The following is a 15,640-nucleotide window of genomic DNA, read 5'->3' on the forward strand; positions in this document are numbered from 1 at the left end:
CCACCGCACAGTGTCAACCCCGCATTTTCGATCGTGACCAGGGGGGCGGTGCACGTCATGCCCATGATCGCAATGAGGGTCGGATGACCACACCACGGTTGGGCGCTCTCGCGCAGGAGGACCGGACACTGCACACGCTGGCCCAGCGGCTGCTCACGGTGGCCGAGGCGGGGCTGCCGGCGATGTACCGGAAGGACGGCGACACCTTCGTCTTCACCAGGGCCGCCCGTGCCCAGGGCGGCGGCCGGTGGACGCTGGAGGACCGCGGCACCAGCACGCGCTACGCGGCCATCACCGCGCTGGGCGCGCGATTCCTGCCCGAGGAGCGCCAGCGGGCCGTCCTCGGCGGCCACACCGCCGAGGAGTTCACCGGGCTGCTGGTCCAGCGGCTGCCCGGGGTGACCAACCTCGGCGACGCGGCGCTCGTCGCCTGGGCCGCCGCCGAGACCGGACACCCCAAGCTGTCCGACGCCCTCGACCGGGTCGCGGCGCTCGACGCGGACGACGGTCCCCGGTACACGGTGGAGGCCGCGTGGGTGCTCTCGGCGCTCGCCGCGGCCCGCGAAACCGCCGACGTGGAACGGCCGTTGGCCGCCGCCCGCGACCGGCTGCTGCGCGCCAGGATCGCCGACAGCCCGCTCTTCCCGCACGCCACGGCGCCCGGTCTGGTGCCCTGGTACCGGGCGCATGTGAGCTGCTTCGCCGACCAGACCTACCCGATGCAGGCCCTCGCCCGCGCGCACGCCAGTGGTGACGACCCGTCGGCGCTCGGCGCCGCCGACGCCTGCGCGGCCCGGATCTGCCAACTCCAGGGCGACGGCGGCCAGTGGTGGTGGCACTACGACGCCCGCCGCGGCACCGTCGTCGAGGGCTATCCGGTCTACAGCGTCCACCAGCACGCCATGGCGCCCACCGCGCTCTTCGACGTGATGGAGGCGGGCGGCGGCGATTACCACCGGGCGATCCGCGACGGGCTGCGCTGGATGGCGGACACCCCGGAACTCGCCGCACGCCCGGGACGCGCCGGACCGCCGGGCGACGGGGCGCCGCTGATCCAGGACGCGTCGGGCGTCACCTGGCGCAAGGTCTACCGCGGCGACCCGAAGAAGGCGGTACGCGCCGCCCGCGGGCTCAGCACCAGGGCCGTGCCCGGCATGCGGCTGGCTCCCCTCGACCGGGTCTTCCGCCCGGCCGCGGTCGACCGCGAGTGCCGCCCGTACGAGTTCGGCTGGATGCTGTTCGCCTGGCTCGGCGGGGCGTCCCGATGAGCGGCCGCCAGACCCTCTTCGGGTTCACCCTGGACGCCCTGACCATGGACGAGACCGTGCGGCGCTGCCTCGAAGCGGCCCGCGGGGGCCGCCGGCTGGAGGTCGGCGTGGTCAACGCGGCGAAGCTGGTCAACATGCGGCGCGACCCGCGGCTCGCCGCCGCGGTCACCGGCTGCGACCTGGTGCTCGCCGACGGCCAGTCCGTCGTCTGGGCCAGCCGCCTGCTGCGCAGGCCGCTGCCCGAACGGGTGGCGGGCATCGACCTGTTCCTGCGACTGCTGGAGGCGGCGGGTCCCGAGCGGATGCCGGTCTATCTGCTGGGCGCCCGGCAGGACGTGCTGGAGGAGATGCTGCGGCGGCTCGCCGTACGCTTCCCCGACCTGGAGGTGGCGGGCAGCCGCAACGGCTACTTCGACGACTCCGAGCAGGAGAAGATCGCCGAGGACATCCGTACCAGCGGTGCCCAACTGCTCTTCCTCGGCATGACCTCGCCGAAGAAGGAGATCTTCACCGCCGCCCACGGCAAGGCCACCGGGGTACGGGTCGTGCACGGCGTCGGCGGCTCCTTCGACATCCTCGCCGGAATCACCCGCCGCGCGCCGCGGTCCTGGCAGCGCCTGGGAGTCGAATGGCTCTACCGCGTCCTCCAGGAACCGCGCCGCCTCGGCAAGCGGTACTTCACCACCAACGCCGCCTTCGTCGTCATGACGGCGCGCGAACTCATACGCCGGACCCCCACAGCCGGTTCCGCGGACAGGAGACACTGATGCGCGTCGTCGTGGTTGGACAGGGCTATGTCGGCCTGCCGCTCGCTATCCGTGCTGCCGAGGTCGGACACGAGGTGATCGGGTACGACGTGGACGCGCGCCGGGTGAAGAACCTGGCCGCCGGGGTGTCCTACGTCGAGGACGTCTCCTCCGAGCGGCTGCTCGCCGCGATGGACCGCGGGACGTACCGCCCCAGCGACTCGGCCAGGGACTGCGGCGGCTTCGACGTCGCGGTGGTGACGGTGCCGACCCCGCTGCACGAGGGCATCCCCGACCTGCGGTTCATCGAGGAGTCGGGGCGCACCCTGGCCCGCTATCTGCGCCCGGGCGCCACGGTCGTCCTGGAGTCGACCACCTACCCGGGCACCACCCAGGAGCTGTTCGCGCCGATCCTGGAGGACGGCTCGGGGCTCACCGCGGGCGCCGACTTCCACCTCGGGTACAGCCCGGAGCGCATCGACCCGGGCAACCCCGTGTGGGGCTTCCAGCAGACGCCCAAGGTCGTCTCGGGTGTCGACGCGGCCTCGTTGAAGGCCGTCCAGGACTTCTACGACCAGCTCGTCGACACCACGGTGCCGGTCGGCTCGCCCAAGGAGGCGGAGCTGGCGAAGCTGCTGGAGAACACCTTCCGGCATGTCAACATCGCGCTGGTCAACGAGATCGCGATGTTCGCCCGGCACCTGGACATCGACGTATGGCAGGCCATCGACGCGGCCTCCAGCAAGCCGTTCGGCTTCATGCGCTTCACCCCGGGGCCCGGCGTCGGCGGCCACTGCCTGCCGATCGACCCGTCGTACCTGTCCTGGCGCGTCCAGCGCGAACTGGGCCAGAACTTCCGCTTCGTGGAGCTGGCCAACGACATCAACAGCCACATGCCCGACTACGTGGCCCGCCGGGTGATCGAGGCGCTCAACAGCCGCCGCCGCTCGGTCAACGGCTCCCGGGTGCTGCTGCTCGGACTCGCCTACAAGAAGAACACCGGCGACGCCCGCGAATCGCCCAGCCTGCGGATCTCCCGGCTGCTGCTCGACATGGGCGCCAAGGTCAGGGCCGCCGATCCGCACGTCGTGGAGACCATGGCGGTCGACCCGCGGCTGGTCCGGGTCGAACTGACCCGCAAGGAACTCGCCAGCGCCGACGTCGTCGTGCTGCTCACCGACCACGACGCCTTCGACTACGACCTGGTCAGGGAACACGCCTCCTTCGTGCTCGACTGCCGCCACAAGCTGGCCGGACCCACCATCGAGGTGCTCTGACCCATGATGAGGATCATCTGTGTGGCCGGGGCGCGGCCCAACTACATGAAGATCAAACCGGTGATGGACGCGCTGGAGCGGCGTGGCGCCGAGGTGGTCCTGGTGCACACCGGCCAGCACTACGACGACGCGATGAACGACGTCTTCTTCCGCGACCTCGGCATCCGCCCGCCCGACCGCTTCCTCGGCGTCGGCTCCGGCAGCCACGCCGAGCAGACCGGCCGGGTGATGACCGCCTTCGAGCCGCTGCTCGACGAGGTCGCCCCGGACGCGGTGGTGGTCGTCGGCGACATCAACTCCACCCTGGCCTGCGCCCTGGTCACCGCGAAGGCGGGCCCGCTGCTCGCCCATGTGGAGGCCGGACTGCGCAGCCGCGACTGGAGCATGCCCGAGGAGGTCAACCGGGTCGCCACCGACCGGGTCAGCGACTATCTGCTGGCCTCCTCGCCCGACGCGGCCGACAACCTGCGCGCCGAGGGCTACCGCGACGACCAGATCCATCTCGTCGGCAACGTCATGATCGACACCCTGCTCGCCAACCTCGAACGCGCCCGCGCCTCCGACGTGCTGCGCCGGTACGGGCTGACGGCGGGGGAGTACGGCCTGGTCACCCTGCACCGCCCGGCCAACGTGGACGACCCGGAGATCCTCACCGGGCTGCTGAAGGCGCTCGGCGAGATCGCGGACCGCTGCCCGCTGCTGCTGCCCGTGCACCCGCGGGCGGCCGGCCGGCTGGCCGAACTCGGCGTGCCCGGCGGCCTGCGGCTGGTGCCGCCCGCCGGATACCTCGACTTCATCGCCCTGCAGGACGCCGCCCGGGTGGTGCTCACCGACTCCGGCGGGGTACAGGAGGAGACCACCGCGCTCGGTGTGCCGTGTGTGACGCTGCGGGACAACACCGAGCGGCCCATCACCGTGGACGAGGGCACCAATGTGCTCGCCGGGCGCGACCCGGAGCGCATCGTGGCCACCGTGACCCGGGTACTGGACGACCCGCCCGCGCCCCGCCGCCCGGCGCTGTGGGACGGGCGGGCCAGCGACCGTATCGCCACCGTGCTGCTGGAGGGAGGCACCGCCCGGGACCGGCCCAGACCGACCGACGAAGGCCGAAACGGCTCTCGTCCGTCATGACGCGTCATATGCTGATCACGCGACATGGGGCCGCGAGGGGGAAGCTGATGGATCTCGCTGAGATCGTCCGGGTGATGCGCAGGCGCTGGTACGTCCTCCTGCCCGGGCTGCTGCTCACCGCGGCGCTGGTGGCCGGCGCCTATGTGTCCGTGCCGATCACGTACCAGTCGCAGAGCACCGTGATGCTCCTCAACTCCCAGCGGGCCACCGTCGCCTTCGACGGCAACCCGTTCCTGAGCACGCAGACCTCGCTGACCGGCATGGCCGACAGCCTGGCGCGCAACCTCAACTCGGACGCCTCCGTGGCGGACCTGCGCGGCCAGGGCGCCACCGGCACCCCGGTGGCGAAGATCGCCGACAACGCCCTCGGCCCGCTGATGTGGCTCACCGTCACCGGCACCGACAAGGACGCCGTCCTGAAGTCCGACAAGCTGCTGACCGACTACGCGGCCAAGCGCCTCGACGACTTCCAGACGCAGCAGGCGGTGACGCCGAAGGCGATGATCCGGATGACGGTCATCGTGCCGCCGCAGAATCCCGCGGCCATGACGAAGTCCCGCACCGAGTACCTGGCGCTGGCCGCGATCATGGGCATCGTCATCAGCATGGTGGCCACCTTCTACGTGGAGGCCCGCCGCCGCCCGCGCCCCGCGGTGGCGACGGCCACCACGGCGGACGCGGCCGGGCCCACCGCCTCGGACGGGGCCGCCGGTCCTGCCGAGGGCGGCCCCGCCCAGGGAACGGGCGCGGACGAACCGGTCAGGCCCGCCGCCAGGACGCCGGTCAGGTCCGCGCCCCGGTGGTCGTCCCGCACCGGCGACGAGGCCGCCGAGCAGGGAGACGACGCGCCCGCCGGGCGCGAAGGAGAGGACGGCCTGACCGGCACCGGCCCGGCCGCCGGCGCGGAATCGCACCGCTTCGTATGACCGTGACCCCCGCTCTCTACGCGCCGCTCGGCGAGGAGTCGTCTCATGGACAGGGCGCACCCACCGGAAGCCAGGGCAGGTTCGGCGGCTGACACGGCCGTCCGCCGGGTCCGCCGGGTGCCCTCCTGGGCGATCCAGGACCCGGAGACCGACCCCGCACCGCCGTCGTTCGGCGGCAAGGTACGCTCCGCGGCCCGCTGGAGCCTGATCAACACCGTCGTGATGCGGCTGGGCAACTTCGCCACCGGCGTCATCCTGGCCCGCTACGTCCTCGGCCCCGCCGCCTGGGGCGTGTACGGCATCGCGCAGACCGTCCTGCTGGTGCTGCTGTCGGCCAACGAACTCGGTGTCGGGCTCGCCATCGTGCGGTGGGACGGCGACCCGCGCCGCTTCGCGCCGACCGTGCTGACGCTCAGCACCGTGTCCAGCAGCCTGGTGTACGTGGCGCTGTTCACGGCCGCGCCGTCCGTGGCCCGCGCGATGGGGTCGCCGGAGGCGTCGGGCGTGCTGCGGGTGATGTGCCTGTGCGTGGTGCTCGACGGGCTCGCCCAGGTGCCCGGCGGCTTCCTCACCCGCGAGTTCGCCCAGGGCAAGCGGATGTCCATCGACGCGGTGAACTTCGTGCTGAGCACCGGGGTGACGCTCGCGCTGGCATTCGCCGGCTGGGGCGCGATGAGCTTCGCCTGCGGCGCCGTGGTGGGCAACACCGCGTCCCTGATCGGCTGCTGCCTGGCCGCCCCCGGCACTCTGCGCTTCGGCTGGAACCCGGACCAGGCGCGGGCGCTGCTGCGCTTCGGTGTGCCGCTCGCCGGAGCGAGCATGCTCGCCCTGGGAGTGGTCAACGCCGACACCCTGGTGGTCGGCTCCACCCTCGGGAAGGTCCAACTCGGCTTCTACGCACTGGCGTTCAACATCTCCGGCTGGCCGGTGCGGATCATCTCCGAGGCCGCCCGCCGGGTCTCCTTCGCCGGTTTCTCCCGGCTGGCCGGTTCACCGCGGGCGCTCGCCCACGGGTTCAGCCGCGCGCTGGGCGTGCTGATGACCGGCACCGTGCCGCTCTGCGTCCTGCTGGGCATCCTGGCGGGACCGCTGGTCGAGGTCGTCTACGGCAGTCAGTGGCTGCCCGCCGCCAAGGCGCTGCCGTGGCTGATGGCGCTCGGCCTGGCCAGGATCGGCTGCGAACTCGCCTACGACTGCCTGGTCGCGGTGGGCCGGCGCCGGCTGCTCATCATGGTGCAGGGCCTGTGGCTGGCCGCGCTGATACCGGTGCTCATCGTGGCCGCGCACCACCGCGGCATCGTGGGCGTCTCCGAGGGCCATGTCCTGGTCGCCGCCGGACTGGTGGCCCCCGTCTTCCTCTTCGCACTGCGCCGCGGCGGCATCGGCCTGCGCTGGGTGGCCAGGGCCTGTGCCTGGCCCGCGTTCGCCGGAGCCGTCATGGCCGCGGTGATCCTTCTGCTGCGCCGCCAGCTCGGTGACAGTGTGCCCGCGCTGCTGGTCACCGGCTCGGTCGGCCTGGCCGTGTACACGCTCAGCGTGCTGCCGAGCCGTTCCTTCCTGCGCGGTGCTCTTCCCGCCGACACGGACACGAGGTAAACCCCGCCATGCTCAAGAAGAAGAGCAGACTGCTGATCCTGCTCGGCCTGGGCGCCGCCCTCGCGGTGACCCTCTCGCTGGTCCTCGCCTCGCACTCCGGTGAGAGCGGCGCCCCCAGCGGCGCCGGATGCCCGGTGGAGGCGCTGAAGTGCACTCCGGGACAGGACGACCCGCCCGACTCCGCCTCGCCCAGCGGCCAGGCCACCGACGCGGGCGGCGACGCCAAGGCACCCGGTATGAACCGCTCCTCACCGCCCGGCCACCCCTCGGCCTCCGCGACCGCCCGGCCGCGCTCCACGGGTCCCTGCGCCTCACCGGGCGCCTGCGGCTTCCCCGACGCCACCACGACCGGGCCGCGGCTGCCCTTCCTGGCGCACAAGACCGGGGACATGACCATCAGGACCAACAACATGGTCATCAAGGGCTGGGACCTCAAGGGCTCCCTCGACATCTACGCCAACAACGTCACCGTCATCGACAGCAGCATCACCTCCACCAACTGGTGGGGCATCAACCTGCGCGCCGGGTACCACGGCCTGCGAGTGCTGCACAACACCATCACCGCGCTGCCCGGCAAGGGCCCCGACAAGGGCGGTGTCGACTACGCCGTCTCCAACATGGGCGGCAGCCTGGTCGAGGTCGGCTGGACGAACATCTCGGTCTTCGGCGACACCCTCTCCATGGGCCAGGGCGACCTGCACGACAACTACGTGCACGACATCACGCCGTTCATCAACCTCGGCGGCGAGTGGCAGCACACCAACGCGGTGATCAGCGACGGCGGCGGCACCGGCGAACTGGTCATCCGGCACAACACCCTGCTCAACTCGACACCCATCGACAGGGGCGCCTCCGCCAGCATCGGCCTCTACGCGGACGTGGCACCCGTCACCCACACCACCGTCGACAACAACTGGCTGGCGGGCGGCTCCTACGCCTTATACGGCGGCGGCAAGGACGCCTCCCACATCAAGGTCACCGACAACGTCTTCTCGACCGAGTACCACCCCAACTGCGGCGCCTACGGGCCGGTCGCGGCCTGGAACGCCTCGGGCGAGGGCAACGTCTGGAGCGGGAACCGCATGTCCAATGGCAAACCCGTCGTCCCCGAGCCGTCCTGAGTCACCGAGTCCCGAGTCGCCGAGCCGTCCTGAGCGAGGACACCATGCCCCGTACCGCCCCTTCACCGCGCGCCGTCGCACGGACCGTCGCGCGGGCGCCCTGGGAGCTGCTCAAGCGGCTCTTCGGCTGGCTGGTGCTGTTCGAGCTGCGCAACAAGGTGGTGCTGGCGCCCTCGGCGGTCCGGCTGCGCCGCTTCGAGGACGCGCAGGTGCGGCGGCTGGCCGCCGAGGTGCGGCCGCCGACCGCGCGGGTGGCCACCGTCATCGCCACCCACCGCCGCCCCGAGCCGCTGCTGCGGGCGGTGCGCTCGGCGCTGGAGCAGACCGTACGCGACCAGGTGGTGATCGTCGTCGACGACGGCGCGGGCCTGCCGGAACTGCCCGCCGACCCAAGGCTGTTCGCGGTCTCGCTGGACCGCAACACCGCCGTGGCGGGCGTGGTGCGCAACGTCGGCATCCGGCTCACCCGCTCGGCGTACGTCGCCTTCCTCGACGACGACAACCTCTGGGAGCCGGACCATCTGGAGCAGGCGCTGGCCGCGCTGGAGGCACCGGGCGGACCGGACGGCGTCTACACCGCGCTGCGGCGGGTGCTGCCCGACGGCACCGACATGGACGTCCTGTCGGTGCCCTTCGACCGGCACCGGGCGGCCCGGGAGTCCTTCCTCGACACCAACGCCTTCGTCGCCCGCCGCACCCGAGCCCTGCACTTCAGCCGGCTGCGCCGCACCCCTGAGGTGATGCCCCGCGAGGACTGGGAACTGATCCGCAGATACGCGAGGAAACACCAGGTCAGGCACCTCCCCAAGGCCACCGTCCGCTACCTGGTCAACCCCGGGAGCTTCTACACGGCGTGGACGGAATGACCGGCCCCCGCCATTCCTGCCGTTGTCCGATATTTCCCGCCCCGCACCCCATACAGTGTTCCGCGAGGGCCGCGTGGCGGCCCACAGGGGCGAGGGGGGCTCGCGCATGCTCAACAATCTGATCAACAGGCATGACGCCGACCGGTTGCTGCGCAAGGTGCGGCGGCTGGAACTGCATCCCGTGGTGTCCAAACTGCGGGTGCGGGGCGGCGCCCGGGTCGTCGAGCACTGGGCCGAGGTCGAGCCCTCGCAGACGCAGTGGTGGGCGATACCGGCGGTCATCAAGCGGTGGAACCTGCTGATGACCGGCGACGCGGACACCTCCTTCCCGCAATACGTGGCGGCGCGGCACTTCGCGCCGCGCCGCGACCTGCGCGGCCTGTCACTGGGCTGCGGCACCGGCGGCAACGAACTGCTCTGGGCCGGCACGGGCGCCTTCGGGCTGCTCGAAGGCGTCGACGTCTCCGAGCCGCGGATCGACTTCGCCAACCGCACGGCCGCCGAGCAGGGCCTGGCCGACGTGCTGCGCTTCCGGGTCGCCGACGTCAACCGGATGACCGCCGACGGCGAGCGGTTCGACGTGCTGCTCGGACTCCAGTCGCTGCACCACTTCGACGACCTCGACGAGACCCTGCCCCGGCTGGCCCAGCTGATCGAGCCCGACGGGATGTTCGTGGTCGACGAGTTCGTCGGCCCCACCCGGTTCCAGTGGACCGACGCCCAGTTGGACGCCGCCAACGCGCTGCTGTCCCAACTGCCGCAGGAGCGGCGGCGGTTGGCCGACGGGCGGATCAAGCAGCGCGTGGTGCGCCCCAGCCGGATGGCGATGGTGCTGGACGACCCCTCCGAGGCCGTCGACGCGGCCGCGCTGCTGCCGGGGCTGCGGCGGCTGTTCGACGTCGTCGAGGAGCGGCCGTACGGCGGCACCGTGCTGCACATCGCCTTCTCCGGCATCGCGCACAATTTCCTCGGCCAGGACGCCGAGACCCTCGCGCTGCTGGAGCAGTGCTTCGCCGCCGAGGACAAGGCGCTGCCCGAGGTCGGCCACGACTTCGTCGCCCTGGTGTGCCGCCCGCGCGCCGCGGCCTGACCGCCGCGCACCCGGTCCCCCAGCTCCGCACAGACTCTTCCGACGCCCGATCGACTCCAGGTGGTTGACTCCATGCCCGACACCCGCGCTCTCCGCAACAGGTTCGTCGACGCGCCGGGCTCGCTCGGCGAGCGCATGCGCGTCGCCCGCTGGGAGCGGTTCCGCCGCTGCTTCCCCGGAATCGAGGGGATGCGGGTGGTGGACCTCGGCGGCACCGCCGACATGTGGCTGCGGGCGCCGCTGCGCGCCAAGCACGTCCATCTCATCAACCTGGAGGAGCACCCCGCGGAGCTGCCCGACTGGATCACCGCGGAGGTCGCCGATGTGACCGCCCCGGAGGTCGCCGCGGCGCTCGGCAGCTACGACGTGGTCTTCTCCAACTCCACCATCGAGCACGTCGGCGGCCACAGCCAGCGCCAGAAGTTCGTCGCCGCCGTCGAGACGCTGGCGCCGCTGCACTGGGTCCAGACGCCGTACCGCTACTTCCCGGTGGAGCCGCACTTCGTGGCGCCCGGCTTCCAGTTCCTGCCGCTCGCCGCCCGGGCCCGGCTGGTACGGCGCTGGCCGCTCGTGCACAGCCGCCCCGGCACCCCCGAGGAGGGGATGAACGCGGTGATCAACATCGAGCTGCTGACCCGTACCGAGATGCGCTATCTCTTCCCCGGCTCGGAACTGCTCAGCGAGCGGGTGGCCGGTGTCACGAAGTCGCTGATCGCGGTGCGGGCCGAGCGGGCTGAGCGGGACCGGGGGCGCGGCGCATCTGCCGCGGGCTGATCAGCGCGAGCGCGGCGGCCCGGCTCGACGCCTTGCCCAGGGCCGCCCGCGAGGTCTCCCGCAGCAGGACCGCCGCCCAGAAGGCCGCGGTGGAGGCCCTGCCGTGCCTACGGCCGTAGAGCCGCACCCGGTTGAGGGTCAGCAGCGTCCACAGGAACGGCGAGACCTTCGAGTCGCCGCCGAGGTGGACCGCCGAGGCCGCGGGCTCCAGACGGGTGACCAGGCCGCGGTCACCGGCCCGCAGGCAGTAGTCGGTCTCCTCGGAGTACAGGAAGAACGACTCGTCCCACGGCCCGCACTGCGCCAGGCAGTTCGCCGACAGGGCCAGCAGCGCGCCGGTCGCCCAGTCCGCCACGGTCTGCCCGGTGTACGCCGCCGGGTCCGTGACCATCTCGCTCCACCGCGGGAAGCGGCCCGCCCTGGTGTTGCCCAGCACCGCCTCGCCGAACGCCCGCGTCACGCTCGACGCGCGCCGCAGCGAGTGGACGGGGGTGTCGCTGCCCTCCTCGTACAGCAGCGGGACGCTGATCCCCACCCGGGTGCCGTCGGGCAGTGGGGCGTCCAGCGCCTCGATCAGCACCTTGGCGCAGCCCGGCCGCATCCGGATGTCGGGGTTGCAGACCAGCGCCGCCCGGTAGCCGCCGTCCCACGCGGCGGCGGCGCCCAGCGCGGCGTTGATGCCCGCCGCGTACCCGGCGTTGCGGCCGGTCTGCACGATCGTGGTGTCGGGCGCCAGCTTCCGCAGCACCGCCACGGTGTCGTCCGCCGAGTCGTTGTCCGCCACGACGAGCCGCCAGTCGAGTCCGCCCATGCCGTCGGGCAGCGAGGCGAGGAAGTCCGGCAGGACGGCGGCGCTGTTCCAGGTGACGACCAGGACGGCGACCGGGCCTTCGGCGGTGGGCTGCACGGGCATCAGGACTCCACGAGTTGGGGTGCGGACGGGCGCCCGGCGGGGGTGTCGGACCGTTCGGTGCCGGTGGCCTCCGCGGCCTGACCGGCCTGTGCGGCGGCGGCCTGCTCCGCCGCGGCGTCGCGCCGCAGGAAGCCCAGATAGCTCCCGCCGGCGCCCAGGGTCAGGAAGAACATCCCCGCGAACATGGGGAAACTGAGCGCGTCGAAGGTGGCGCTGATCACCAGCCCGACCACGGCCGAGGCGAAGAACGCCTGCCCCAGCTCCCGGTCGGACTCGTCGCGGGCCAGCCGCCGTACCGCGCCGCCGTGGTGGATGCCGGTGGCGAACAGCGCCAGCAGCGCGACCATGCCGAGCAGGCCCATCTCCGCGAGCGTCAGCATGTACTGGTTGTCGGTGAAGAAGTACAGGTCGGGAGTGAAGGTGCCGAACCCCCGCCCGAAGAAGGGGCGTTCCTTCAGATACGGGACGATCGCCGAGTACTTCACCGTACGGGCCTGGGTGCTGCTGTCGGAGTTCGACAGGAACGTCGAGAACAGCGTGGTGATCGTGCCGATCAGCCCCGGCACCAGCACCTTGAAGACACCGACGGAGGCCACCAGCAGCCCGATCGCGGTCCAGCGGCGCTGCGGCTTCCAGCGCGGCGCCATCACCAGCACCACCAGCACGGCGCCGATGATGGAGGTCCGCGACACCGTCAGCGGCAGCGCGCCGGCCATGATCGCCACCGGCGCCCAGCGGCGCATCGCGCCCGCGTGCCTGCGGACCGGGTCGAACGCCTGGTGCACCGCGAAGGGCACCAGGATGGCCAGCATCCCGCCGAACTCCAGCGGATGGGCCGTGGTGGAGCGCGGCCGGGTGAAGGAGCCGCGGTCCATCGCCGCGATCCGGGCCGCGCTGGAGTGCAGCCCGGGGATGGTGATGGAGTCGGCGATGTTGGTGGCGGCGAAGAAGTCGTAGTAGCCGATCGCGGCCACCACCGTGCCCAGCACGACCAGCCGCCGCATCAGGGTGTCGAGCCGGGCCCGGTCCTGGATGCCCGCCGTGGTCAGGACCACCAGCGACACCCACACCAGCAGCCCGATCAGACCCCGGTCGGCGCCCAGCACCTCCTCGTGCGCGCTGCCGCGGGCCGCGGCAGCCTCGTACGACATCAGCACCGCGGCGGCCAGCAGGCACATCGCCAGCCGGGCCGACCGGGTGCCCGGCGCCGTGGTGATCCGGCCGGTGAGCCAGGACGCCAGGTACCACAGCAGCCCGAGCAGGGCGAAGACGTTGGCGGGGGTGCCGACACCGCCCAGCGCGGGCAGCGTGAGGTCGGACGGGATGAAGAACGCCAGCGCCAGATAGCCGGTGAGGATGGTCGTCGAGTCCAGCGGCCGCCGCAGGATCAGCCCGCGCCGCGGCCCGCCGGCCCGCCGCCCCGGCTTCGGCGCGGGCAGCGGGATCCCGCGCCTGCGGCGCCTGGCCAGCGCGTAGCTCTCCAGGGCGAAGCTGAGGAAGAAGCCGCCCGCGGTGCCCGCGATGACGACCGCCGCCATGTACTGGTAGCGGCTCTTCAGCTTCGACACCGGCGTCTGCGGCAGCACGATGGGCGCGGCCTTGACGTAGTACTGCGGGGCGACCTGCGCCGCCTGCTGCAGCGCCTTGAGCTGCTCGCCCGCGAAGTCGGTGAGGGTCTGGGTCTCCTTCAGCACCTTGGCCCGGTCGGTGCCGGTGACCGCCAGCGACAGCAGCGGCCCCGAGGCGTTGGCCGCGAAGCCGACGGTGTACGGGTCCGTCACCGCGCGGTCGTGCAGGTCCTGCGCCGCGCCCGTGGACTGCAGCGTCCTGATCAGCACGTCCGCGGTGACGACGAGCGAACCCCCGGCGTTGGAGATGGGGTTGCCGTAGGTGGGCGCGGGCTTGGCGACGGCCGTGGAGTCCAGCAGCGAGATCGAGCTCTGCGACTCGTACGACACGGGCACCGAGGTGTACAGATAGCCGCCGGTGAGCAGCCCGAGCAGGGTGAGCGGCACCATCACGTACCAGCGGCGCCCCAGGACGCCGAGGAGTTCGCTGAGATTCACCCGGCCTCCCCGGACTCGCTGACAACCGCCCGGCCGCCCTGACAGTATCGAAGCCGAGGGGAGGAGGCCCCATGACGCCTGGTGAGGTCGTCCTCGCACTGGTACGCCGCTGGTACGTGGTGCTGCTCGCACTGGTGCTGACCGCGGCCGGTGCCTATCACGTGCTGCATCCCAGGCCCGGCTATCTCAGTACCGCGGTGATCGTGGTCAAGCCGCCGGTCACCGGCAACCAGCCCAACCAGTTCGCGAACCTGCAGCCGCCGCTGGCGGCCGTGTCGTACGCGATCGTCGAGCAGTTGCGCTCGCCCGCCGGTACCGCCGAGCTGCGGGCGGCCGGAGTGCCCGAAGGCAGCTTCACCCTGGTCCCGCGCAACAGCGGCACCAGCGTCACCCCGGCGTATCTGATCCCCTCGCTCCAGGTGCAGGTGCGGCAGCCGGACCCCGCGGTGGCCGACGCCGAGGTCCGCGCGATCATCGGGGTCTTCGGCGACCATCTCGACCGGATGCAGAACGCGCAGGAGATCCCGGCGAGTTCGCGGATGAGCACGGACCTGCTGGTCCCGCCCAACGCCGTACCGGTGATCGGCACCAGGAGCCGGGCGCTGGCCGGAGTCGCGATCACCGGCGCCACCTTCGGCATCCTCGCCGCCCTGTGGACCGACCGCCTGCTGCTGCGCCGCCGCGGTGGCCGGGGCCGGTGGCGGCGTCCGGCGGGCGCGGTCGGTACTGCGGCGCGGACCGCGCACTGAGGCGGCGCGGTCCCGGCGGCGGGGGAGCGCCGCGGTGCGGCATGCGGACATCAGATCCCCCGCCGCTTCCACGACTGCCACCACAACCACTCACGGCCGCGCTCGGCGACCGCGGAGAGCACCAGCGGCTGGAGGTACGGCATCGCCTTCGCGCCGACGCGCCGCCGCAGCCGCAGCGCCCGGAACTCGGGCAGCGCCTCGAAACCCGGCAGGCACTCCGCGGCGAACTCCACCAACTCGTCCACGGGCACCACATCGGTGCGCCCGCGGTCGTACGCCCGGTAGGCCCGGCGCAGCGCGAAGCGGGCCAGCCGGGTGTGCACCAGGTCCGCCAGCCGCTCCGCCTGCGGCAGCCGGTCGCCGCACTTGTCGAGCACCGACTCGAAGGCGACACGGCGCTGCCGCAGGTCGTCGAGCTGGCCGCCGAAGTCGGTGGTGGACATGTTGTTGCCGTGGACGCGGTAGTACGCCTGGTCCGCGCCGCGGACATGGCCCACGTCGGCGTGCGAGGCGAGCCGCATCCACATCTCGATGTCTCCCGCGTGCGGGAGCTTGGGGTCGTAGCCGCCGATCTCGCGCTGGAGGTCGGCGCGGACCACCACCTCGGGCGAGGTGATGCAGCCCGTGCCCTCGCGGAACCGCCGCTCCAGCCACCAGTGGCCCGGATAGACGGCGGAACCGCGGCCCTCGGTACGGGCTCTGGGCAGCGGACCGCCGTGCTGGAAGCGCAGCGGTCTGCCGTAGCAGAACCCGACCTCGGGATGGGCGTCGAGCAGCGCCGCCGCCCGCACCAGCGCGCCCGGCACCAGCCGGTCGTCGGCGGACAGCAGCACCAGGTAGTCGCCGTCGGCCCATTCCAGCAGGCCCTCGTTGTACGTGGCGATGTGGCCCTGGTTCCGCTCGTGGACGCGCACCTCGATCCTCGGGTCGGAGGCCGCGAGCTTGCGCGCGGCCTCCGCCGAGTCATCGGGTGACGCGTCGTCGATGATCAGCACCCTGACGTCCAGGTCGCCCTGTTCGTCCAGCACGCTGCTGACGCAGTCGGCCAGGAAATGACCGTACTTGTAGCAGGGGATCACGACGCTGACGCTGCTCATCGACGGGTTGCCAATCTTCT

General features: G+C 72.2%; 14 protein-coding genes. 11 read left to right on the forward strand and 3 right to left on the reverse strand.

What is annotated here, in order from left to right; genetic code table 11:
* Window positions 1-83: 83 nt before the first annotated feature.
* The 10 genes from AB0M29_RS08435 (at window position 84) to AB0M29_RS08480 (ending at window position 10,795) form a co-directional block, all read left to right on the forward strand.
* Window positions 84-1,268 (forward strand): hypothetical protein, encoded by a 1,185-nt coding sequence (locus AB0M29_RS08435; RefSeq protein ID WP_365380806.1) that lies wholly within the window; start codon window positions 84-86, stop codon window positions 1,266-1,268.
* Window positions 1,265-2,035, forward strand: coding sequence for a WecB/TagA/CpsF family glycosyltransferase (locus tag AB0M29_RS08440; RefSeq protein WP_365380808.1), 771 nt, complete (start codon window positions 1,265-1,267; stop codon window positions 2,033-2,035). The genes AB0M29_RS08435 and AB0M29_RS08440 overlap by 4 nt, the downstream gene beginning before the upstream one ends.
* Complete coding sequence (locus AB0M29_RS08445) at window positions 2,035-3,291, forward strand: nucleotide sugar dehydrogenase (RefSeq protein ID WP_365380811.1); 1,257 nt, start codon at window positions 2,035-2,037, stop codon at window positions 3,289-3,291. The genes AB0M29_RS08440 and AB0M29_RS08445 overlap by 1 nt, the downstream gene beginning before the upstream one ends.
* Before the next feature lie 3 nt (window positions 3,292-3,294).
* Window positions 3,295-4,422: a UDP-N-acetylglucosamine 2-epimerase (non-hydrolyzing) gene (gene wecB / locus AB0M29_RS08450; protein WP_365380814.1), complete on the forward strand. Its 1,128-nt coding sequence runs from the start codon at window positions 3,295-3,297 to the stop codon at window positions 4,420-4,422.
* 47 nt (window positions 4,423-4,469) lie between these two features.
* Window positions 4,470-5,348: a chain length determinant protein gene (locus AB0M29_RS08455; protein ID WP_365380817.1), complete on the forward strand. Its 879-nt coding sequence runs from the start codon at window positions 4,470-4,472 to the stop codon at window positions 5,346-5,348.
* Window positions 5,349-5,393: 45 nt separating this feature from the next.
* Window positions 5,394-6,944, forward strand: coding sequence for a lipopolysaccharide biosynthesis protein (locus AB0M29_RS08460; protein ID WP_365380819.1), 1,551 nt, complete (start codon window positions 5,394-5,396; stop codon window positions 6,942-6,944).
* An 8-nt stretch (window positions 6,945-6,952) separates the two neighbouring features.
* Window positions 6,953-8,065 carry a hypothetical protein gene (locus tag AB0M29_RS08465; RefSeq protein ID WP_365380821.1) on the forward strand — a complete coding sequence of 371 codons (1,113 nt, stop codon included), beginning with the start codon at window positions 6,953-6,955 and terminating at the stop codon, window positions 8,063-8,065.
* 44 nt (window positions 8,066-8,109) lie between these two features.
* The gene (locus tag AB0M29_RS08470) at window positions 8,110-8,931 is read left to right on the forward strand and encodes a glycosyltransferase family 2 protein (RefSeq protein ID WP_365380824.1); all 822 of its coding nucleotides are present in this window, start codon (window positions 8,110-8,112) and stop codon (window positions 8,929-8,931) included.
* Window positions 8,932-9,037: 106 nt separating this feature from the next.
* Complete coding sequence (locus AB0M29_RS08475; protein ID WP_365380826.1) at window positions 9,038-10,021, forward strand: class I SAM-dependent methyltransferase; 984 nt, start codon at window positions 9,038-9,040, stop codon at window positions 10,019-10,021.
* Between the two features lie 72 nt (window positions 10,022-10,093).
* The gene (locus tag AB0M29_RS08480) at window positions 10,094-10,795 is read left to right on the forward strand and encodes a class I SAM-dependent methyltransferase (protein ID WP_365380828.1); all 702 of its coding nucleotides are present in this window, start codon (window positions 10,094-10,096) and stop codon (window positions 10,793-10,795) included.
* On the opposite strand, the gene AB0M29_RS08485 is transcribed toward AB0M29_RS08480, so the two are convergent.
* Window positions 10,719-11,708 (reverse strand): glycosyltransferase family 2 protein, encoded by a 990-nt coding sequence (locus tag AB0M29_RS08485; protein ID WP_365380831.1) that lies wholly within the window; start codon window positions 11,706-11,708, stop codon window positions 10,719-10,721. The two genes, AB0M29_RS08480 and AB0M29_RS08485, sit on opposite strands and share 77 nt — an antisense overlap.
* Window positions 11,708-13,774: an O-antigen ligase family protein gene (locus tag AB0M29_RS08490; protein ID WP_365380834.1), complete on the reverse strand. Its 2,067-nt coding sequence runs from the start codon at window positions 13,772-13,774 to the stop codon at window positions 11,708-11,710. The genes AB0M29_RS08485 and AB0M29_RS08490 overlap by 1 nt, the downstream gene beginning before the upstream one ends.
* A gap of 71 nt (window positions 13,775-13,845) precedes the next feature.
* On the opposite strand from AB0M29_RS08490, the gene AB0M29_RS08495 reads away from it, so the two are divergent.
* Complete coding sequence (locus tag AB0M29_RS08495) at window positions 13,846-14,523, forward strand: hypothetical protein (RefSeq protein ID WP_365380837.1); 678 nt, start codon at window positions 13,846-13,848, stop codon at window positions 14,521-14,523.
* Between the two features lie 50 nt (window positions 14,524-14,573).
* On the opposite strand, the gene AB0M29_RS08500 is transcribed toward AB0M29_RS08495, so the two are convergent.
* Entirely contained in the window at window positions 14,574-15,620 is a 1,047-nt protein-coding gene (locus tag AB0M29_RS08500; RefSeq protein WP_365380840.1) for a glycosyltransferase, read from the reverse strand.
* Window positions 15,621-15,640: the final 20 nt, after the last annotated feature.

It is taken from the genome of Streptomyces sp. NPDC051976 (assembly GCF_040680795.1).
In the GTDB taxonomy this organism is placed as follows: Bacteria; Actinomycetota; Actinomycetes; order Streptomycetales; family Streptomycetaceae; genus Actinacidiphila.